Source organism: Falsiroseomonas sp., assembly GCF_051860665.1.
Classification (GTDB): domain Bacteria; phylum Pseudomonadota; class Alphaproteobacteria; order Acetobacterales; family Acetobacteraceae; genus Falsiroseomonas.
In genome coordinates, this window is sequence record NZ_JBHYDM010000001.1 from 80,065 (window position 1) to 98,828 (window position 18,764).

The following is an 18,764-nucleotide window of genomic DNA, read 5'->3' on the forward strand; positions in this document are numbered from 1 at the left end:
GTCACAACGGCTTCAGCCCCCGCTCGATCTCGGCGCGCCGCGGCTCCAGGAAGGGCGGCAGGGCCAGGCCCTCGCCCAGCGTCTCCATCGGCTCATCCACCGCGAAGCCGGGGCCATCGGTCGCGATCTCGTACAGGATCCCGTTCGGCTCCCGCGCATAGAGGCTGCGGAAATAGTAGCGGTCCACCGGGCCGCTGGAGGGGATGCGCAGGCGGTTCAGCCGGTCCACCGAATGGCCGTATTCCTCGTCCCGCACCCGGAAGGCCACATGATGCACGCCGCCGGCGCCGGGCTGCGCCTGGGGCAGGTGCGGCTCGACGCGCAGATGCAGCTCCGCCGCCGGACCGCCCTCGCCCATCTCGAAGACATGCACCTGTGTCTCCGGCGCGTCAGGCGCCGCATAGCGCCGCGCCTCCCGCATCGCCAGGACCTCCGTCAGGAACAGGGCGGACAGGCGCAGCTGCGGCACGCTGAGGGTGACGGGGCCGAGGCCGCGGATCTGGCTTTCCGCCGGCACCGGGCTGCGCGACCAGGGATGCGCCTCGCCCCCGCCGCCATCCGCCACCAGGGCCAGGCGCTGCCCCTCCGCATCCTCGAATGCCAGCTGCGGCCGGCCATCCACCTCGCGCACGCCGCCATGCGCCACGCCGTGCTCCGCCAGGCGCGCCGCCCAATAGTCGAGTGCCGCGGTGCCGGCCACGCGCAGGCCGGTGCGCACGATGGCGTGGGTGCCACGCCCCTCCCGTCGCACGGGCCAGTCGAAGAAGGTCAGGTCGGTGCCGGGGCTGGCCGCACCATCGGCATAGAACAGGTGATAGGCGCTGACATCGTCCTGGTTCACGGTCTTCTTGACCAGGCGCATGCCCAGCACGCGGGTGTAGAAATCGTGATTCCCCGGCGCATCGGCCGAAACGGCCGTCAGGTGGTGAAGTCCGTGCAGCTGCATCCTATTCTCCTTCCGCGCTCCGCACCCGATATGGGGTGCCGCAGCAGGCCATGCAGGAGACCCCGCGCGGGACATGACGCAAAGGACGGAACTGGACAAGGTGAAGGGCCGCATCCGCGCCCTGGCGGCCAAGACCATCGACCGCGGCTGTTCCGAGGCCGAGGCGATGATCGCCGCCCAGAAGGTGGGGGAGCTGCTGGAAGTCTATGGCCTCAGCATGTCCGAGGTGGAGCTGCGCCAGGAGGTGTGCATCCAGCGCAGCGTCACCATCACCGGCCCGCGGCTGCAGGCGGTGTCCATCATCTTCATGGCGATCATCCGGCTGACGGAGACGCGCGGCTGGATGAACGGGCGCCACGAGATGGTGCTGTTCGGGCTGGAGCCCGATGTGCTGATGGGCGAATACCTGCTGCACCTGGTGGCCGGCGCGGTGGATCATGAGGAGCAGGTCTTTCGCGCCAGCGAGGCCTTCCGCCGCAGCCGGCAGACGACGCAGCAGCGGCTGCGCAGCTTCCGGTATGGCTTTGCCGAGCGCGTCTCGGACCGGCTGGATGAATTGGCGCAGCATCGCCAGGCGGCGGAGGCGGCGGCGCCAAGCACCGGCACCGCCCTGGTGGTGGCGAAGGAGAAGCGGGTGACGGAGGCGTTTCGCGACCTCGGCATCCGCCTGCGCTCCCGTTCCACCACGCGGCGGGTCAGCGACAGCGCCGCCTATCGGCAGGGGCAGGAGGCGGGGCGCCGCGTCAGCCTGGAACGGCCGGTGGGCGCCGGGGCCGGGCGCGGGTTGCTGCCGAAGTGAGCCGGCGCGAGGCCGCGGCACGCCGCGTCTATGCCTGGGAGGATCGCGTGGTGGCGCCGCGCGACCGCTCGGTCGTGCGCTTCGAAAACATGCAGGCGCTGGTGGATCATGTCTGGGCGTCGGAAGGGCTGCGCTGGCCGCCGCGCATCCGCCACCGCAAGGCGACGCGCGCGACGCTCGCCACCGGCAGCCGCCTGGCCATCGAGGCGCCGGACGAATTGCCGAGCTGGGTGCTGCTGCATGAGATCGCGCATGCGCTGGCCGACCACGACGATGGCAGGCCGGGCGATCATGGCCCCGACTTCGTCGGCCTCTATGTGCATCTGCTGGTGCGCCATGCGCGGCTGGATCGCGCGCTGCTGGCGGACTCCCTGGCCGAGGCCGGCATCGCCTGGAATCCCGAAGCGCGGCCCGTGCTGCTGACGCGGGCCTGAATGTCATGGCCGCGTCATCGCGCCCGGGCTTCCCGCTCGGCGTGAAAACTGCGAGACAGGCCGCAGGGCAGGAGAGTTGGCGCGGCGCGCGCTGCCCCTCCGCCTTGCCGTGGTGGGAATGATGGACCAGGACCTGCTCCGCAACCGGACCTTCGACGAATTGCAGCCGGGCGACACCGCCTCCGTCGTGCGCATCGTCGGACGCGACGATATCGAACTCTTCGCCAGCGTCTCCGGTGATGTGAATCCGGCGCATCTCGATGCGGCCTTTGCGGCCACGGGACTGTTCGGCCATGTCGTCGCGCATGGCATGTGGACGGCGGCGCTGATCTCCGCCGTGCTCGGCACGCGGCTGCCCGGGCCCGGCACCATCTATCTGGGGCAGGAGCTGAAGTTCCTGCGGCCGGTGGCGCCGGGCGATACGGTCACCGCGACCGTCACGGTGCGGGAGAAGCGCGAGCACAAGCGCATCGTGCTGCTGGAGACCATCTGCACCAACCAGGCGGGCGAGCAGGTGCTGTCAGGCACGGCCACGGTCATCGCGCCGGACCGCGCCATCACCTGGCCGCGCATGCGCCTGCCGGAGGTCCTGCTGCACCGGCACGACCGCTACGATGCGCTGATCCAGCGCGCCCGCGGCGGGCCGCCGGTCGCCGCCGGCATCGTGCATCCCTGCTCCACCGCCGCCATCCTCGCCGCCGTCGAGCTGCGCGCGGAGGGGCTGCTGGAGCCTTTGCTGATCGGGCCCGAGCCGAAAATCCGCGCGGCGGCGGAGGCCGCGCAGGTCTCGCTTGAGGGCTTCGCGATCGAGGACGTGCCGCACAGCCATGCGGCGGCGGCGCGCGCGGTGCAACTCGCCGCCGCCGGCCGCCTCGGCATGTTGATGAAGGGCAGCCTGCATAGCGACGAGCTGCTGGGCGCCGTGGTGGCGCGTGGGGCCGGCCTGCGGACGGAGCGGCGCATCAGCCATGTCTATGCGCTGGATGTGGCGGCCTATGCCAAGCCGCTGCTGATCACCGACGCCGCCATCAATATCCAGCCGGATCTCGCGCAGAAGCGCGACATCTGCCAGAACGCGATCGACCTGATGCACCGGCTGGGCACGGCGATGCCGCTGGTGGCCGTGCTGGCGGCGGTGGAGACGGTGAGTGCCGCCATGCCCTCCACCCTCGATGCCGCGGCGCTGACGGTGATGGCGGCGCGCGGGCAGATCACCGGCGCCAAGGTCGATGGGCCGCTGGCCTTCGACAATGCGATCAGTGCCGATGCGGCACGCATCAAGGGCATCATCTCTCCGGTCGCGGGCCAGGCGGATATCCTGCTGGTGCCGGATCTGGAGGCCGGCAATATGCTGGCGAAGCAGCTGATCCACCTGGCAGGCGCCACCGCGGCGGGGCTGGTGCTGGGTGCCAGGGTGCCGATCGTGCTGACCAGCCGCGCGGATTCGCTGACCTCGCGCATCGCCTCCGCCGCGCTCGCCAAGCTGGTGGCGCATGGCTAGCGCGCTGCTGCTGACCCTCAATGCCGGCTCCTCCAGCGTCAAGATCGGCATCTTCGACGTCGCCTCCGGCCAGGCGCAGCGCCTGGCGCGGGGCGTCATCGATTTCCGGAAGGCGCCGCTGCGACTTCATCTGACGGAAGGCCCCGCGGTCTTCGACGTCGATCTGCAGGCCGCGCCCGGAGAGTATCTCGGCGCGGTGATGGCGGAGACGCTGGGCTGGCTGGCGCGGCACTGCGACATGCAGCGGCTGTTCGGCATCGGCCATCGCGTGGTGCATGGCGGGCAGGATTTCGCCGGGCCGGCGCGCATCGATGCGGCGACGCTGGCGGCGATCGAGGCGCTGACGCCGCGCGCGCCGCTGCACCAGCCGCACAGCCTGCGACTGATCCGCGCCCTGCGGCGCTTGCGGCCGGAGGTGACGCAGACGGCCTCCTTCGACACCGCCTTCCACCGCACGCAGGCAGAGCTGGTCACCCGCTTCGCCATCCCGCGCGCGCTGCATGACGAAGGCATCCGGCGCTACGGCTTCCATGGCCTGTCCTATGCCTCCATCGCCCGGAACCTGCCGCCGGAACTGGCGCAGGGCCGCGTTGTGGTGGCGCATCTCGGTAGCGGCGCCAGCCTCTGCGCGCTGCAGGGCGGCCGCAGCCGGGACAGCAGCATGGGCTTCTCCACACTGGATGGAATCCCGATGGCGACGCGCTGCGGTGCTCTGGATGCGGGCGTGGTGCTGCATCTGCTGGAAGGCCACAGCCACGCGGAGGTGGAGGACATGCTCTACCACCGCAGCGGCCTGCTCGGCGTCTCGGGCCTCAGCGCCGACAGCCGCGTGCTGCTGGAGAGCGATGCGGCATCGGCTCGGGAGGCGATCGCGCTTTTCACCTTCCGCATCGCCGGTGAGGTGGCGCGGCTCGCCGCGACGCTGGGTGGGCTGGATGCGCTGGTCTTCACCGCCGGCATCGGCGAGAACCAGCCACCGATCCGCGCCGATGTCTGCGCGCGGCTCGGCTGGCTGGGCCTGGTTCTGGATGACGCGGCCAATGCGGCCAATGCGCCGCGCATCAGCGCCGCCGCCAGCCGCATCGCCGCGCTGGTGATCCCGACGGACGAGGAGCAGGTGGTGGCGGATGAGGCGCTGAGCCTGCTGCGAGGAGGAGAGGCCCGATGACGCCGTTGATCGACCTGACCGGCAAGCGCGGCCTGGTGGTGGGCATCGCCAATCGCGACAGCATCGCCGCCGGCTGCGCCAGCGCCTTCCGCCAGGCGGGCGCGGAACTCGCCGTGACCTATCTGAACGAGAAGGCCGAACCCTTCGTGCGGCCGGTGGCGGAGGCGGTTGGCGCGCGGCTGCTGCTGCCCTGCGACGTGCGCGAGCCTGGCCAGCTGGAGGCGGTCTTCGACAGGCTGCGCGCCGAATGGGGCCGGCTGGATTTCCTGCTGCATTCCATCGCCTTCGCCCCGCGCGAGGATCTGCATGCCAGCCTGGTGGATTGCTCGGCGGCGGGTTTCGCCCTGGCCATGGATGTCTCCTGCCATTCCTTCATCCGAATGGCGCGCCTCGCCGCGCCGCTGATGACGGAAGGCGGCAGCCTGATGACGGTGAGCTTCTACGGCGCCGACCGGGTGGTGGAGAACTACAACCTGATGGGCCCGGTGAAGGCGGCGCTGGAGGCCAGCGTCCGCGCCATCGCCGCGGATCTCGCGCCGCGGCGAATCCGCGCGCATGCGATCTCCGCCGGCGCCATCCGCACCCGCGCCGCCTCCGGCATCGACCGCTTCGATGCCCTGCTGGACCGGGTGCGGGACCGCACGCCGGCCGGCCGACTGGTCGGCATCGAGGAGATCGGCCGCATCGCCGCCTTCCTGGCGAGCGAGAGCGCGGCGCCGATGTCGGGTTCGGTGATCTATGCCGACAACGGCTTCCACACGGTGGCCTAATCTAAAGCACGAGATCCGTCCAACTGGACGGGTCGTGCTCTAGACGGGGGCAGGACTCCAGAGCCCCAGCTCCCGCGCCTTCACGCGGATCAGCGCGGCCAGCATCTCGAGCGTCGGCATCTTCACGCCGGTCAGCGCCGCGAGCTCCAGCGGCACGTTGTACAGCGCCTCGATCTCCATCGGGCGGCGTGCCGCCAAGTCCTGCAGCACGCTGGGGCGGTGGCCGAGGCGGCTGTTCTGGTCGAGGATGCGCGCCACATCGATCTCCGCCCGGCAGCCCAGCGCCGCGATCAGCGCCGCGACCTCCGACAGGATGCGGCGCGAGGCCTCGACCAGCGCGGCTTCTTCCTGCGTCGCACGCACCGGCGTTTCCGTGAGCACGGTCAGGGGGCCGGCGCTGAGGTTGAAGGCGAGTTTCTCCCAGATCCGGTCGCGGATGCGGTTGTCGATCACGACGGGCAGCGTCGCCGTCTCCAGCGCCTGGGCCAGCAGCCTTGCGCCCGGCATGTCCGATCCATCCGGCGCGCCGAGGATGGTGGGGCGGCTGCGCGGATCGGTCATGCGCACCAGCCCAGGTTCCGGCACGCTGCTCGCCGGCCAGGCGATGCCGCCGACCAGTCGGCGCGGGCCTATGGCGGACCAGATCGCCTCGCCGGGATCGAGCGTCGGCAGCGGCCGCCCGTCCCATTCGCCGCCATGCCCCCGGAAATACCACCAGGGGATGCCGTTGGTGAGGAAGGTGACGGGCGTATCCGGCCCCAGCAGCGGGGCGAGCTGGCCGGCCACGCCGGGCAGGGCCGGCGCCTTGACGGTGACGAAGACGCCGTCCTGCGGGCCCAGCTCGGCCGGATCCGCGCTGGCCTTGACCTGCACGGTGAAGCGCTCGTCGCGCGTCTCGATGCTCAGGCCTCTGGCCTGGATCGCCGCGAGATGCGCGCCGCGCGCGACGACCGAAACCTCGATACCGGCGCGGGCCATATAGGCGGCGATGAAGCCGCCGATGGCGCCCGCGCCGAAGATGCAGATCCGCATGGCCCCATTCTCCTCGACTCGGGGCGCATTGCGGACCGGGACGCGCCGAAGCTCAAGCCCCCCCTGTTTCATGCGCCGGCTGCAAGGCCGGGGCGGGCGTGGCGCGGCGCGCCATCGCGCGCGCCACCACGTAGAACAGCGGCGTGAAGAACAGGCCGAACAGCGTCACGCCCAGCATGCCGTAGAAGACCGCGATGCCCAGGCTCTGCCGCATCTCCGCCCCCGCCCCGGTCGCGATGGTCAGCGGCAGCACGCCAAGGATGAAGGCCAGCGAGGTCATCAGGATCGGCCGCAGCCGGGTGCGCGCCGCATCCGCCGCCGCCTCCCACCGCGTCGCCCCCGCCAGCTCCGCCGCGCGGGCGAATTCGACGATCAGGATGGCGTTCTTCGCCGCCAGCCCCACCAGCACCACCAGCCCGACCTGCACCAGCACGTTGTTGTCAAGGCCGGAGAAGCCGACGCCGAGCAGCGCCGCCAGCACCGACATCGGCGCGATCATCACCACCGCCAGCGGCAGCAGCCAGCTTTCATACATCGCCGCCAGCACCAGGAAGACGAAGACCACGGCCATACCGAAGGCGATCGGCGCGGTATTGCCGGCGATGCGCTCCTGCAGCGCGAGCTCCGTCCATTCGTAGCCGAAGCCCTCGGGCAGGCTGGTGCGCAGCACCTCCTCCATCGCCGCGATGGCCTGGCCGGTGGAGATGCCGGGCAGCGCCGCGCCCTGCACTTCCGCGGCCGGGAACAGGTTGTAGCGCGGCACGCGATAGGGGCCGGAGGTTTCGTGGAAGGTGGCGATGCTGCCCAGCGGCACCATGCCGCCATCGTCGCTGCGGGTACGCAGCCGGGCGATATCCTCCACTCCCATGCGATGCTGCATATCCGCCTGCGCCGTCACCCGCCAGGTGCGGCCCAGCAGGTTGAAGTCGTTGACGAAGGCGGAGCCCATGTAGATGCCCATCGCCTCATGCACGCGGGAGATCGGCACGCCCAGCATCTCGGCGCGGGAGCGGTCGATCTCGGCGCGGATCTGCGGCGTGGCGGTGTTGAACAGGCTGAAGGCGAAGGCGATGCCGGGCGCGCCATTGGCGGCGGCCAGCACCTGCTGGGTGGCGCGTTCCAGCTCCCGCGGCCCACGGCCGGCGCGGTCCTGGATCATCAGCTTGAAGCCGCCGCCGGTGCCGATGCCCGGCACGGAAGGCGGCGGCAGCACCAGCACCTGCGCCAGGTCCTCGCCCATCAGCCGCCCCTGCAGATCGGCCAGGATGCCGTTGCCGGTCAGCCCCTCCGCCGTGCGATCGGCAAAAGGCTTCAGGCTGGCGAAGACCACGCCGGTATTCGGCGCATTGGTGAAGGTGGCGCCGTCGAAGCCGACGAAGGCCACCGCGCTTTCCACGCCCGGTGTCGCCAGGATGGCGTCCGAGGCGCGGCGCACCACCGCATCCGTGCGGCTGAGGCTGGCGCCCGGCGGCAGCTGGAAGGCGGCGATGAAATAGCCGCGGTCGAGCTGCGGGATCAGCCCGGTCGGCGTGGTCAGCACCGAATGGCCGGTGGCCGCCAGCAGCCCGGCATAGAGCAGCAGCAGGATCACCGGCAGCCGCACCAGCCGCCGCGTCAGCCCGCCATAGCCCAGCGACATGCGGTCGAAGACCCAGTTGAAGCCGCGGAAGAACAGGCCGATGGGTGCCATCAGCCCGCGCGGCTTCGTGTGGCCATGCGGCTTCAGCAGGATCGCCGCCAGCGCCGGCGACAGGGTGAGCGAGACCAGCGCCGAGAGCAGCGTGGCGACCGAGATGGTCACCGCGAATTGCCGGTAGAAGGCGCCGGAAATGCCGCTGATGAAGGCGGTCGGCACGAAGACCGCCACCAGCACCAGGGCGATGGCGATCAGCGCGAAGCCGACCTCGTCCATGGTGCGGCGCGTGGCCTCCAGCGGCGAAAGCCCTTCTGCCATGTGCCGCTCGACATTCTCCACCACCACGATGGCGTCGTCGACCACGATGCCGATGGCCAGGATCAGGCCGAACATGGTCAGCGTGTTCAGCGTGAAGCCCAGCATCAGCAGCACCGCGAAGGTGCCGATGATGGAGACCGGAATCGCCAGAAGCGGGATGACGGCGGCGCGCCAGTTCTGCAGGAACAGGATCACCACCAGCACCACCAGCAGCACGGCTTCCGCGAAGGTGTGCAGCACCGCTTCCATGCTCTGGGCGATGAAGCGCGTGGGGTCATAGACCACGCTCCAGCCGATGCCGGGCGGGAAGCTGCGGGCGGCTTCCTCCATGGTGGCGCGCACGGCGGCGGCGGTCTCCAGCGCATTGCTGCCGGGGCGCTGGAAGATGACGATGGCGGTGGCCACCTGGTTGTTCAGCAGCGCGTTCACCGAATAGTCGGCGGCGCCGATCTCCGTCCGCGCCACATCGCGCAGCCGCAGCGGGGCACCGCCCTGCCCCGTCGCGATCACCTGTTCGTCGAACTGCTCCGGCGTCTCCAGCCGGCCCTGGGCCTGCACGCTGGTCTCGAAGGCGCCGGCGGCGTCGGCGCGTGGCGCCTGGCCGATGGCGCCGGCGGCGACCTGCGCATTGGCGCGCTGCAGCGCCTGCACCACATCGCCCGGTGCCAGGCCGCGGGCGGCGACGCGATCCGGATCCAGCCAGACGCGCATCGCATAATCGCGGGCGCCGAAGACCTGCGCATCGCCGATGCCGTCGATGCGCGACAGCCGGTCCTTGATGGCGAGCGTCGCGTAGTTGGAGACGTATTCGGCGCTGCGGCTGCCATCGGGCGAGGTCATGTGCACGACCATCAGCAGGTCGGGCGAGGCCTTGCGCACGGTGATGCCCAGGCGGCGCACCTCCTCCGGCAGCCGCGGCTCGGCCACGGCCACGCGGTTCTGCACCAGCACCTGCGCCTGGTCGACATCGACGCCCTGGCGGAAGACGACGCTGATGGCGAGCCGGCCGTCACCCGTCGATTGCGAGGAGAGGTAGAGCATGCCGTCGACGCCGTTCACCTCCTGCTCGATGGGGCCGGCGACGGTCTGGGCGATGGTCTCGGCGGAGGCGCCGGGATAGGTCGCGGTGATCTGCACCGTGGGCGGCGCGATCTCGGGGTATTCCGCCACCGGCAGGCGCAGCGCCGCGATGGCGCCGACCAGGACGAGGGCGATGGAAATGACCGCCGCGAAGACCGGGCGGTCGATGAAGAAGCGGGCGAGGCGCATGGCGCGGGAGACCTTCTGAGTCGCGGCGGTTCAGCGCGCGGAGGCCAGCGGGCTTTGCCCGAAACTGCCCTGCTGGGCGGTGACGCGGCTGCCCGGGCGGGCGCGGTGCAGGCCGCCGATGATGACGCGGTCCTGCGGGCCGAGTCCGTGCCGCACCACGCGCAGCCCATCGACCAGCGGGCCGAGCTGCACCGGGCGCGGCGCCACCGTGCCGTCCGGCGCCACGGTCAGCACCATGCGGCCGGACTGGTCCGCCACCACCGCCGCATCCGGCACCATCAGCGCCTCCGCATCGCCGGCAAACAGCCGCAGGCGGGCGAAGCTGCCGGGGGTGAGGAAGAGCTCCGGATTGGCGATCACCGCGCGGCCGCGGATGGTGCCGCTGCGCGCGTCGAAGGTGCTGTCGACGAAGTTCACCCGGCCCTCATGGCCGAATTCCGTCTCGTCCAGCAGGCGCAGCTGCACCTGCGCGCCGCCCTCCCCGCCCGCCGGGCGGAAGCCCCCCTGGGAGCCTCTTTGCGCGGCGCGGGCATAGCGCAGGTACTGCGCCTCGCTGGCATCGAAGGTGACATAGACGGGGTCGAGCGCCACCAGCGTGGTCAGCAGGGTGGTGCCCTGCTGCACCAGGTTGCCGGCATCGACCCTGCGGTCGCTGACGCGGCCAGGGCGCGGGGCGCGGATCTCGGAGAATTCCAGCTCCAGCTCGGCCTGGCGGAGCGCCGCCTGGCTGGCGGCGAGGCCGGCCTGGGCCTCCCGCACCGCGCCGCGGCGATTGTCCTGGTCAGCCTCGGAGGAATAGCGCTGGGCGGTGAGGCCGGCATAGCGCTGCAGCTGCTGCTGCGCCAAGGCCAGCCGCGCCTCGTTGCGCGCCACCTCGGCGCGGGCGCTGTCCACGGCGATGCGGAAGGGGCGCTGGTCCAGGGTGAAGAGCAGCTCCCCCTCCCGCACCAGGGCGCCATCCTGGAAATGCACCTGCATGACCTGGCCGGAGACGCGCGGCCGCAGCTCGACCAGGGCGGAGGGCTCGATCCGCCCGGTATGCTCATCCCATTGGGTCACGTTGCGGGTGAGCGGGGTGGCGACGGTGACGGGGGGTGCGGGGGGCGCCTGCTGGGCCGCGGCGGGCTGGGCCAGGCTGGCGGCCAGCAGGGCGGCGGCCGGCAGGGGCAGCGCGCGACGCAGCCAGTCGGACCATAGATTTCCGAGGTTTGCGGGGGCGGAGGCCTTGTTCAGGGGGTCCGGCATGACAATCTCCAGGGCCGAATGATACCGACCGGTTCGTCCCTAGGTAAGTGACCGGTCGGTATCATCAAGAGGCGCTGCCGCCCGGACCGCCGGAAAAGGCAGCCCGTCGCGAAGGGAGTTCCTGCCACCATGTCGACCAGCCCCGCCGATCGTCCCAAGGCTGCCGAGCGCATCCAGGCGGCGGCGAAGGACCTGTTCTACCGCCACGGCATCCGCGCCACGGGCATCGAGGAGGTCTGCCGCGTGGCGGAGGCCACCAAGATGAGCCTGTACCGGACCTATCCGAGCAAGGATGCGCTGGTGGCGGCGGTGCTCTGCGACGACAAGGACGGCTACGATGCCTGGTTCCAGCAGGTGACGGCGGAGGCGCCGACGCCGGTCGCCCGGCTGCAGGCGCTGATCGCCGCCGTGGTGGCGAAGCTGCACGACCCGGATTACCGCGGCTGCCCGCTGCTGCTGGCCCAGGCCGAATTCCCCGACCCGGCGCATCCCATCCACCAGCTGGTGGCGCAGCAGAAGGCCACGATCCGCGACCGGCTGGTGGAGCTGGCGCGGCAGGCCGGGGCGGCGGATGCGGCCCTGCTGGGGGAGAGCCTGGCCATGCTGATGGATGGCGCCTGGGCCAGCCTGCCCTATCTGGGGGCGGAGCGCGCCGGCCAGGTGCTGCGGCAGGGCGCGGAGGCGGTTCTGCGCAGCGGGCTGCCGCAGCCGGCCCCCGCAGGGGACTGAGCGCCGGGCACAAGCCCGCGTCATCACGGAACCAGTCGGTGTGGCGCGCGTAAGGGGCGCGACATTAAAACTGGATTGGTGAGACGCGTCATGCGCCGAATGGCCCTACCCCTTCTCGCCTTCGCCGCCCTGGGCCTCGCCGCCGGCGGCGCCGCATCCTGGAGCTGGAACAGCGGCCGGGACGGCGGCATGGCCCCCGATGTCGCGGCCGAGACCCTGCCCGGCCCCAGCGGCACCAGCCGCGCCACCGAACAGGCGGCGCTGCTTGCGGTGGAGGCGCAGCTGCGCCGTGCCGGCCAGACGGGGGCGCTGCAGGACATCCGGCTGGTCCGCCTGGGCGAGGGCGAGGAGCTGGCCGTCTGCGCCAGCCTGCACGCCGCCTCCGGCCCGCCGGCCGATGTGGTGGCGCGCGTCATCCCGACCTCCGCCGCCGTCCGCGATGCGCGGATGGGCCAGCGCGGCAGCCAGCCGCTGGTGGTGATGGAGGATGCGCCTGGCCTCTGGCGCGGCGGCTCGCCGGGGGAGCCGCGCCGGCGCTATTGCGGCACGCTGCCCGTCCAGGGTGCGGAGCCGGTGGTGCGGGTCGCGGCCGGCACCGCGCCGCAGCCTGCCCCTGCCACCGAAGCCGCGGCCGGGCCCAGCGCCAGCGTCACCGTGCTGAATCCGGTGCGGGTGCGCGCCAGCCCCAGCGGCACGGCCGAGATCCTCTGGGTGGCCGAGCGCGGCCGCGCCTTCCGGGTGCATGGCCAGGCGCCGGGCGGCTGGGTGCAGATCGGCGACGAAACAGCGCCCGCCGGCTGGGCGCATGGCACGCTGCTGGCGCCCGCACCGCTGTAGCGGGACAGGCCAGGGGCCTGGGCTCAGCGCCGCCGGCCGAGCGGCAGTTCGATACGGCAGTCCAGCCCTTCGCGCCGCCAGTCGAGCGTGAGCTGGCCGCTCAACTGGCCGCGCACCGTGGCTTCCAGCACGCGGGAGCCGAAGCCGCGCCGCGCCGGCACGGGCGGCAGCGGCGGTCCGCCGGTCTCCGTCCAGTGCAGGCGCAGCACCCGGCCCGGCTCCGCGTCGGACCAGCTCCAGGCCAGCCGCACATGGCCGGCCGCGGTGGACAGGGCGCCATGCTTCACCGCATTGGTCGCCAGCTCATGCACCGCCATGGCCAGGGCCTGCGCCACCACCGGGGAAAGGGTGACCGGCGGCCCTTCCATGGTCACGCGCTGGCCACCCAGGAAGGGCGCGACCTCGCCGCGCAGCAGCGTCTCCAGCTCCGCGCCATCCCATTGCCGGTCCGCCAGCAGCGTCTGCGCCCGGGCCAGCGCGCCCACCCGGCCCTCGATGGCGCGGATATAGCTCGGCAGGTCCGGCGCCTTGGTCAGGCGCAGCGCCGCCATCACCACGGCCAGGGCGTTCTTGGCGCGGTGATCCACCTCCCGCATCAGCAGCGTCTGGCGTTCCACCGCCTGCCGGCTTTCGGTGATGTCGCGCGCCACCCCGGCCACCACCAGGGGAAGCCCCTCCGCGCTGGTCTCCACGACCGCGCCGCGGGAGGCGACCCAGCGCCAGCCACCCTCCGGCGCCGGCACGCGCAATTCCGCCTCGAAGCGCGGGCTGCGTCCCTCGCAGACCGCGCGCAGCCGCGCCTCCACCATGTCCCGGTCCTCGGGGTGGACCGGCTCCAGCCAGGCGGCCATGGAGAATCCCTCGTCGGGAAGGCCCGGGAAATCGCCCTGCAGCAGGCCCCGCCGGCGGGCGAGGTCCTTGGCGATGTCATATTCCCAGCTGCCGAATTCCGCCGCCTCCAGCGCCAGGCGCAGCCGCGCATCGCTGCTGCGCAGCGCGGATTCGGCCGCCTTGCGGTCGGTGATGTCGATATGCGCGCCATAGGTCAGCTGGCGGCCCTCCACCTCCAGCCCCTGCACCCGCACCAGCACGTCGCGGATGGCGCCGCTGCTGGTGCGGTGCTGCGCCTCGAATTCCTGCGCGCCGGGGCCCGCCACGCAGCGCCGGCCGCGGGCGCGGATCTCCGCGCTGCCCAGCACGTCGATATCGCTGATGTGCAGCCGCACGAAGTCCTCCCGCGCATAGCCGTATTCGGTGCAGGCGCGATCGTTCACATCCAGGATCTCGTGCGTCACCGGGTCGATCACGATCACCGCGAAGGGCGCCGCATCGAAGAGCGCGCGCTGCCGCGCCTCGCTCACCCGCGCCTTGGCCTCCGCCAGGCGCAGGCTGGTGACGTCGAGCGTGACACCGAGGATCCGCCGCACCGCCCCGGCCGCATCGGCCTCCACCATGCCGCGGGCGAGCATCCAGCGCACGCAGCCATCGGGCCGCTGCACGCGGTATTCGATCTGCAGCGGGCCGGGGCGCTCCATCAAGGCCCGCGCCTCCCCCTCCGCCCGCGTCCGGTCCTCCGGATGCAGCCGCTCCAGCCAGGCGGGGAACCAGGCCTCCGGCGGCGTGGCGGGGTCGATGCCCATCAGGCGGAACATCTCGGGCGACCAGCTGGTGACGCGACGCTCCGCATCCCAGTCGAAGATGCCGATCTCCGCCGCCTCCTGCGCCATGCGTAGGCGCTCCTCGCTGGCGCTCAGCCCGGCCTCGGTCCGCCGCAGCACGGTGACATCGGTCAGGCTCTCGGCGATGGCGACGGGCCGCCCCTCCGCATCGCGCCGCAGCGCCATCTGCACCGAGACCGCCACCTGGCTGCCATCGCGGCGCCGCTGCCGCACCTCCCCCTTCCAGGCGCCGTCCTGCAGCAGCAGCGCCTCGATCTCCGCCTGCGGCCGGGGGAATTCCGAGTCCAGCAGCCGATGCGCCGGCTGGCCCAACGCCTCCTCCGCCGTCCAGCCGTAGAGGCGCTGGCAGCCCTCGGCCCAGAAGCGGATGGTACCATCCAGGTCGCGCACCAGCACGCTGGCAAGGTCGAGCGTCGCCACCAGGTCGCGCAGCCGGGCCTCGCCCTCGCGCAGCGCCACCTCGTTGCGACGCAGCTCGGTGACATCGGCATTGGTGCCGACAAGGCCCAGGAAGACGCCATCGGCGGCGAAGCGGGGCTCGGCCTCGGTCCGCAGCAGCCGCCAGTCGCCGCCGGCATCGCGGTAGCGCGCCTCCACCGTGAAGCCGGTGCGGGTCTGCCGGCCGTTTTGGAAGCAGGCGGCGACCATGGCGGCATCCTCCGGATGCAGCCGCGAGATCCAGTCGAAGCCCGCCATCGCCTCGGCGCCGACGCCCCAGAAGGCGCGCAGCGCGCGGTTCAGGTAGATGCACTGGCCCGATGCGTCGCCCATCCAGAGCATGGCCGGGGCGCTTTCGGCCAGCAGGCGGAAGCCGGCCTCCTCGGCGACGGCAACGGGGGGTGTGGCGGCCGTCTCCGCCGCCTCCAGCAGCCGCAGCGCGGCCCGGACCACCTCGCTGGAACTGCGGTAGTGTCCGCTGGCAATGCGCGCATCGATCAGCGCGTCGAGCTGTGGCGTCAGGGAGACGTTGCGCGTCCTTCGGAGGGCCATGCGGGATTGTTCCGACTGCGCGCCGATGTGTCAATCTTTGCCACAGGCCCGCGGTTCTGCCCCTGCCCCGGCGGAGGGCCGGCTTGCGCCGCCAGCCCTGCCCCGCGCATCCTGGCCGCATGTCCCCGCACCCGCCGCCCCGCCTCAATGCCTCCCGCCAGGTCGCCATCCGCGAAGCCTGGCTCGACCAGCTGCGGGAGGCGGCGCTGGACCCCGCCCTGCCGATCATCGACCCGCACCACCACCTCTGGGACCGCGCGGACGAGCGCTACGAGCTGGCGGAACTGCTGCAGGACACCGCCACCGGCCACGACATCCGGGCCACCATCTTCGTGCAATGCGCCTCCATGTACCGCGCCGAGGGGCCGGAGGAGATGCGCCCGCTGGGCGAGACCGAATACGTCAATGGCATCGCCTCGGCCAGCGCCAGCGGCCGCTACGGACGGCTGCGCGCCTGCGCCGGGATCATCGGCTTCGTCGACCTGACGCTGGGCGATCGCGTGGCACCGCTGCTGGAGGCGCATCGCGCCGCCGCCGGCCCGCGCTTCCGCGGCGTCCGCAACCGCACGGCCTGGCATCCTTCGCCGGAGGTGCGCTCCAACCTGATCGGCCCCCCGCCGGGGCCGCTGGGCGATCCGCGCTTCGTCGACGGCGCGCGGGAGCTGGCGCGGCAGGGGCTGGTGCTGGATGTCTGGGCCTATCACACGCAGCTGCCGCTGGTGGTGGCGCTGGCGCGGGCGGTGCCGGAACTGACGGTGGTGGTGAACCATTGCGGCGGGCCGCTCGGCATCGGCCCCTATGCCGGCCGACGGGCCGAAGCCCTGGCCGAGTGGCGCGCGGCGGTGATGCCGCTGGCGGCGCTGCCGAATGTGATGATGAAGCTCGGCGGCCTGGCGATGGAGGTGGGCGGCCACGACTTCGACCTGGCCGACCGCCCGCCGACTTCCGAAACTCTGGCCGAGGCCTGGCGCCCTGTGATCGCGACGCTGCTCGAGGCCTTCGGCGCCCCGCGCTGCATGTTCGAGAGCAACTTCCCGGTCGACAAGGGCATGTGCAGCTACGGCGTGCTGTGGAATGCCTTCAAGCGCCTGGCCCAGGGCGCGAGCGCCGCGGAGCGCGCGGCGCTGTTTGCCGGCACCGCGGCGCGCGTCTACGGGCTGGACCCGGCCTTGGTTCAGACGTCGTAGGGGGGATAGCCGGAGGCCTTCTGCTCCGCCTCGAGCTGCCGCAGCATGGCGTGCCATTCCAGCACGCCATAGGGCCGCCGCGCGCCGGGCTGGTAGAGATGCGCGGTCTTCGCCAGGATCTCCTCGCCCGGCATGGTCAGTTCCGTGCGCGCCGCCATGGCATCCACCTGGGCGCGGCAGGACATTTCCAGCTGGTACATGGTGTTGAAGGCCTGCGGCAGCGTCGCGCCACAGGTCAGAAGGCCGTGGTTGCGGAAGACCAGCGCATCATGCACGCCGAGGTCGCGCACGATCCGCTCCCGCTCCGAGAGGTCGATGGCCGGGCCCTCATAGTCGTGATAGCCGAGATGGCCGACGAAACGGATGGAGGTCTGGCTCAGCGGCAGCAGCCCGCACTTCATCGCGGCCACCGCCATGCCGGCGCGCGTATGCGTATGGATCACCGCCGCCACATCCGGCCGCGCCTTGTGGATGGCGCCGTGGATCACGTAGCCGGACTTGTTGATGCCGTAGTCGGTATCCGGCTTCCACAGGATATTGCCCTCGACGTCGATCTTCACCAGCGAGGTCGCCGTGATCTCCTTGTAGAGCAGCCCGTAGAGGTTGATCAGCAGGTGATCCGTGCCGGGGATGCGCAGGGTGATGTGGTTGTAGATCAGGTCCGTCATGCCGTGGACGTCCATCAGCCGGTAGCAGGCGGCGAGGTCGCAGCGCGCGCGCCATTCCGTGGGGCTGACCTCGTCGCGGATCGAGGGCCAGTTGGTGTCGTAGCGGGGGGCGGCGGCATCCATGCGGGCGTTTCCTTCTCCGGCCGGCCTTGGGCCTGGCATTCTTGCTGGCGCCAGTTTCGGGCAGGCAGCGGGAGAAGGGAAGTCCGCCGCTAGACTTCGTAGCGGTTGGGCGGCACCGGGACGCCCAGATGCTCGCGCAGCGTGGTGCCGGCATACTCGGTGCGGAACAATCCACGCCGCTGCAGCTCCGGCACCACCAGCTCGACAAAATCCTCCAGCGGCCGCGGATAGTGCGGCGAGAGCAGGGTGAAGCCGTCGCAGGCGCCGGATTCCATCCATTGCTGCATCGTGTCCACGATGCGCGCGGGCGTGCCGACCAGCAGATGGTGGCCGAGCGAGGTGCCCAGGTAGCGGGCCGTCTGGATGATCGACAGATTCTCCCGCGCCGCCTTGTCCATCAGGTGCCGCTGCCGCGCCTGGGCGGCGTTGGAGAGCGGCAGCGGCGGCAGGGGTGAATCCGGCGGCAGGGCAAAGATATCGAGATCGCCGCAGAGCCGCGCCAGCAGCCGCATCGAATTCTCATCCGAGAGCAGCCCCTGCAGGTCGCGATATCTTGCCTCCGCCTCCTCCTCCGTCCTGCCTATGATGGTCATCAGCCCGGGCATGATCTTCACATGATCCGGCTCGCGGCCGTGCTTGCGGGCACGCGCCTTCAGGTCCTTGTAGAAGGCCTGCGCCTCCGCCAGGTCGCTCTGCGCCGTGAAGACGAGATCCGCCGTGCGCGCCGCGAGTTCCATGCCGGGGCCGGAGGAGCCGGCCTGTGTCACCACCGGCCGCCCCTGCGGGCAGCGCGCCACGTTCAGCGGGCCGCGCACCCGAAAATGCTTGCCGACATGATCCTGGAAGTGGATTTTCGACGGGTCGATGTAGATGCCGCTGGCCTTGTCCCGGATCAGCGCGCCCTCGCCGAAACTGTCCCAGAGGGCGGCGACAACATCGAAGAATTCCTCGGCGCGTTCGTAGCGCTCGGCATGCAGCATGTGGTGGTCGGCGCCAAAATTGCCGGCCTCGTCCTCGATCTGCGAGGTCACCAGGTTCCAGCCCGCGCGGCCCTTGCTGATATGGTCGATGGAGGCGAAGCGGCGGGCGATGTTGTAAGGCTCGTTGTAGGTCGTGGTCGCCGTCGCCACCAGGCCGATGCGCTGCGTCACCACGGCCAGCGCCGCCAGCAGCGTGGTGGGTTCCAGATAGGCGGTGCGGCCCTGGCCCGGCCGGTAGCGGCTGACGCCATCCAGCGCGCCGCTGCCATTCACCGCGACCGTGTCCTGGAAGAAGATGGTATCGAATTTCCCGCGTTCGGCGATCTGCGCGATGCGCACGTATTCCGAAAACTCCATGTCGCATTCGGTGACGGCATCGGGATGGCGCCAGCCGGCCGAATGGCTGCCGGGCGTGAAGAGGAAGGCGGCGAGATGCATCATCGGCGGGGCCTC

General features: G+C 71.5%; 15 protein-coding genes. 8 read left to right on the forward strand and 7 right to left on the reverse strand.

The annotated features are described in order from the left end of the window. Position 1 precedes the first annotated feature (1 nt). The gene (locus ACTIF1_RS00285; protein ID WP_439594360.1) at positions 2–946 is read right to left on the reverse strand and encodes a ring-cleaving dioxygenase; all 945 of its coding nucleotides are present in this window, start codon (positions 944–946) and stop codon (positions 2–4) included. Between the two features lie 73 nt (positions 947–1,019). On the opposite strand from ACTIF1_RS00285, the gene ACTIF1_RS00290 reads away from it, so the two are divergent. The 5 genes from ACTIF1_RS00290 (at position 1,020) to fabI (ending at position 5,618) form a co-directional block, all read left to right on the forward strand. After that, positions 1,020–1,745 carry a DUF2786 domain-containing protein gene (locus ACTIF1_RS00290; protein WP_439594361.1) on the forward strand — a complete coding sequence of 242 codons (726 nt, stop codon included), beginning with the start codon at positions 1,020–1,022 and terminating at the stop codon, positions 1,743–1,745. Continuing rightward, complete coding sequence (locus ACTIF1_RS00295) at positions 1,742–2,179, forward strand: hypothetical protein (protein ID WP_439594362.1); 438 nt, start codon at positions 1,742–1,744, stop codon at positions 2,177–2,179. Before ACTIF1_RS00290 ends, ACTIF1_RS00295 begins: the two co-directional genes overlap by 4 nt. Before the next feature lie 121 nt (positions 2,180–2,300). Continuing rightward, positions 2,301–3,680 carry a bifunctional enoyl-CoA hydratase/phosphate acetyltransferase gene (locus tag ACTIF1_RS00300; protein ID WP_439594363.1) on the forward strand — a complete coding sequence of 460 codons (1,380 nt, stop codon included), beginning with the start codon at positions 2,301–2,303 and terminating at the stop codon, positions 3,678–3,680. After that, positions 3,673–4,848, forward strand: a complete 1,176-nt coding sequence (locus tag ACTIF1_RS00305; RefSeq protein WP_439594364.1) for an acetate/propionate family kinase — start codon at positions 3,673–3,675, stop codon at positions 4,846–4,848. Before ACTIF1_RS00300 ends, ACTIF1_RS00305 begins: the two co-directional genes overlap by 8 nt. After that, positions 4,845–5,618 (forward strand): enoyl-ACP reductase FabI, encoded by a 774-nt coding sequence (gene fabI / locus ACTIF1_RS00310; RefSeq protein ID WP_439594365.1) that lies wholly within the window; start codon positions 4,845–4,847, stop codon positions 5,616–5,618. Before ACTIF1_RS00305 ends, fabI begins: the two co-directional genes overlap by 4 nt. A 39-nt stretch (positions 5,619–5,657) precedes the next feature. On the opposite strand, the gene ACTIF1_RS00315 is transcribed toward fabI, so the two are convergent. The 3 genes from ACTIF1_RS00315 to ACTIF1_RS00325 are packed head-to-tail and all read right to left on the reverse strand — an operon-like array spanning position 5,658 to position 11,118. Then, a complete protein-coding gene (locus tag ACTIF1_RS00315) occupies positions 5,658–6,650 on the reverse strand; it encodes a ketopantoate reductase family protein (protein ID WP_439594366.1) in 993 nt (330 codons plus the stop codon). Between the two features lie 52 nt (positions 6,651–6,702). Further along, complete coding sequence (locus ACTIF1_RS00320) at positions 6,703–9,873, reverse strand: efflux RND transporter permease subunit (protein ID WP_439594367.1); 3,171 nt, start codon at positions 9,871–9,873, stop codon at positions 6,703–6,705. Between the two features lie 30 nt (positions 9,874–9,903). Next, the gene (locus ACTIF1_RS00325; protein WP_439594368.1) at positions 9,904–11,118 is read right to left on the reverse strand and encodes an efflux RND transporter periplasmic adaptor subunit; all 1,215 of its coding nucleotides are present in this window, start codon (positions 11,116–11,118) and stop codon (positions 9,904–9,906) included. Positions 11,119–11,247: 129 nt separating this feature from the next. Between ACTIF1_RS00325 and ACTIF1_RS00330 the strand changes: the two genes are divergently transcribed. Then, the gene (locus tag ACTIF1_RS00330) at positions 11,248–11,847 is read left to right on the forward strand and encodes a TetR/AcrR family transcriptional regulator (protein ID WP_439594369.1); all 600 of its coding nucleotides are present in this window, start codon (positions 11,248–11,250) and stop codon (positions 11,845–11,847) included. A gap of 99 nt (positions 11,848–11,946) precedes the next feature. Next, a complete protein-coding gene (locus ACTIF1_RS00335; RefSeq protein ID WP_439594370.1) occupies positions 11,947–12,684 on the forward strand; it encodes an SH3 domain-containing protein in 738 nt (245 codons plus the stop codon). A gap of 23 nt (positions 12,685–12,707) precedes the next feature. On the opposite strand, the gene ACTIF1_RS00340 is transcribed toward ACTIF1_RS00335, so the two are convergent. Then, positions 12,708–15,353: a type II toxin-antitoxin system ParD family antitoxin gene (locus ACTIF1_RS00340; RefSeq protein WP_439594371.1), complete on the reverse strand. Its 2,646-nt coding sequence runs from the start codon at positions 15,351–15,353 to the stop codon at positions 12,708–12,710. A 119-nt stretch (positions 15,354–15,472) separates the two neighbouring features. Between ACTIF1_RS00340 and ACTIF1_RS00345 the strand changes: the two genes are divergently transcribed. Then, a complete protein-coding gene (locus tag ACTIF1_RS00345; RefSeq protein WP_439594372.1) occupies positions 15,473–16,540 on the forward strand; it encodes an amidohydrolase family protein in 1,068 nt (355 codons plus the stop codon). On the opposite strand, the gene ACTIF1_RS00350 is transcribed toward ACTIF1_RS00345, so the two are convergent. After that, positions 16,528–17,331 carry a class II aldolase/adducin family protein gene (locus ACTIF1_RS00350; RefSeq protein WP_439594373.1) on the reverse strand — a complete coding sequence of 268 codons (804 nt, stop codon included), beginning with the start codon at positions 17,329–17,331 and terminating at the stop codon, positions 16,528–16,530. The genes ACTIF1_RS00345 and ACTIF1_RS00350 overlap by 13 nt on opposite strands. 89 nt (positions 17,332–17,420) lie before the next feature. After that, positions 17,421–18,752, reverse strand: a complete 1,332-nt coding sequence (locus tag ACTIF1_RS00355; RefSeq protein ID WP_439594374.1) for an LLM class flavin-dependent oxidoreductase — start codon at positions 18,750–18,752, stop codon at positions 17,421–17,423. Positions 18,753–18,764: the final 12 nt, after the last annotated feature.

What these genes read in the sequence shown, in the direction of transcription:
- ACTIF1_RS00300 (WP_439594363.1), top strand. Translation starts at nt 2,301, where the DNA reads ATGGACCAGGACCTGCTCCGCAACCGGACCTTCGACGAATTGCAGCCG.
- ACTIF1_RS00340 (WP_439594371.1), bottom strand. Translation starts at nt 15,353, where the DNA reads ATGGCCCTCCGAAGGACGCGCAACGTCTCCCTGACGCCACAGCTCGAC.
- fabI (WP_439594365.1), top strand. Translation starts at nt 4,845, where the DNA reads ATGACGCCGTTGATCGACCTGACCGGCAAGCGCGGCCTGGTGGTGGGC.
- ACTIF1_RS00325 (WP_439594368.1), bottom strand. Translation starts at nt 11,118, where the DNA reads ATGCCGGACCCCCTGAACAAGGCCTCCGCCCCCGCAAACCTCGGAAAT.
- ACTIF1_RS00290 (WP_439594361.1), top strand. Translation starts at nt 1,020, where the DNA reads ATGACGCAAAGGACGGAACTGGACAAGGTGAAGGGCCGCATCCGCGCC.
- ACTIF1_RS00330 (WP_439594369.1), top strand. Translation starts at nt 11,248, where the DNA reads ATGTCGACCAGCCCCGCCGATCGTCCCAAGGCTGCCGAGCGCATCCAG.
- ACTIF1_RS00315 (WP_439594366.1), bottom strand. Translation starts at nt 6,650, where the DNA reads ATGCGGATCTGCATCTTCGGCGCGGGCGCCATCGGCGGCTTCATCGCC.
- ACTIF1_RS00285 (WP_439594360.1), bottom strand. Translation starts at nt 946, where the DNA reads ATGCAGCTGCACGGACTTCACCACCTGACGGCCGTTTCGGCCGATGCG.
- ACTIF1_RS00305 (WP_439594364.1), top strand. Translation starts at nt 3,673, where the DNA reads ATGGCTAGCGCGCTGCTGCTGACCCTCAATGCCGGCTCCTCCAGCGTC.
- ACTIF1_RS00320 (WP_439594367.1), bottom strand. Translation starts at nt 9,873, where the DNA reads ATGCGCCTCGCCCGCTTCTTCATCGACCGCCCGGTCTTCGCGGCGGTC.
- ACTIF1_RS00335 (WP_439594370.1), top strand. Translation starts at nt 11,947, where the DNA reads ATGGCCCTACCCCTTCTCGCCTTCGCCGCCCTGGGCCTCGCCGCCGGC.
- ACTIF1_RS00345 (WP_439594372.1), top strand. Translation starts at nt 15,473, where the DNA reads ATGTCCCCGCACCCGCCGCCCCGCCTCAATGCCTCCCGCCAGGTCGCC.
- ACTIF1_RS00350 (WP_439594373.1), bottom strand. Translation starts at nt 17,331, where the DNA reads ATGGATGCCGCCGCCCCCCGCTACGACACCAACTGGCCCTCGATCCGC.
- ACTIF1_RS00355 (WP_439594374.1), bottom strand. Translation starts at nt 18,752, where the DNA reads ATGATGCATCTCGCCGCCTTCCTCTTCACGCCCGGCAGCCATTCGGCC.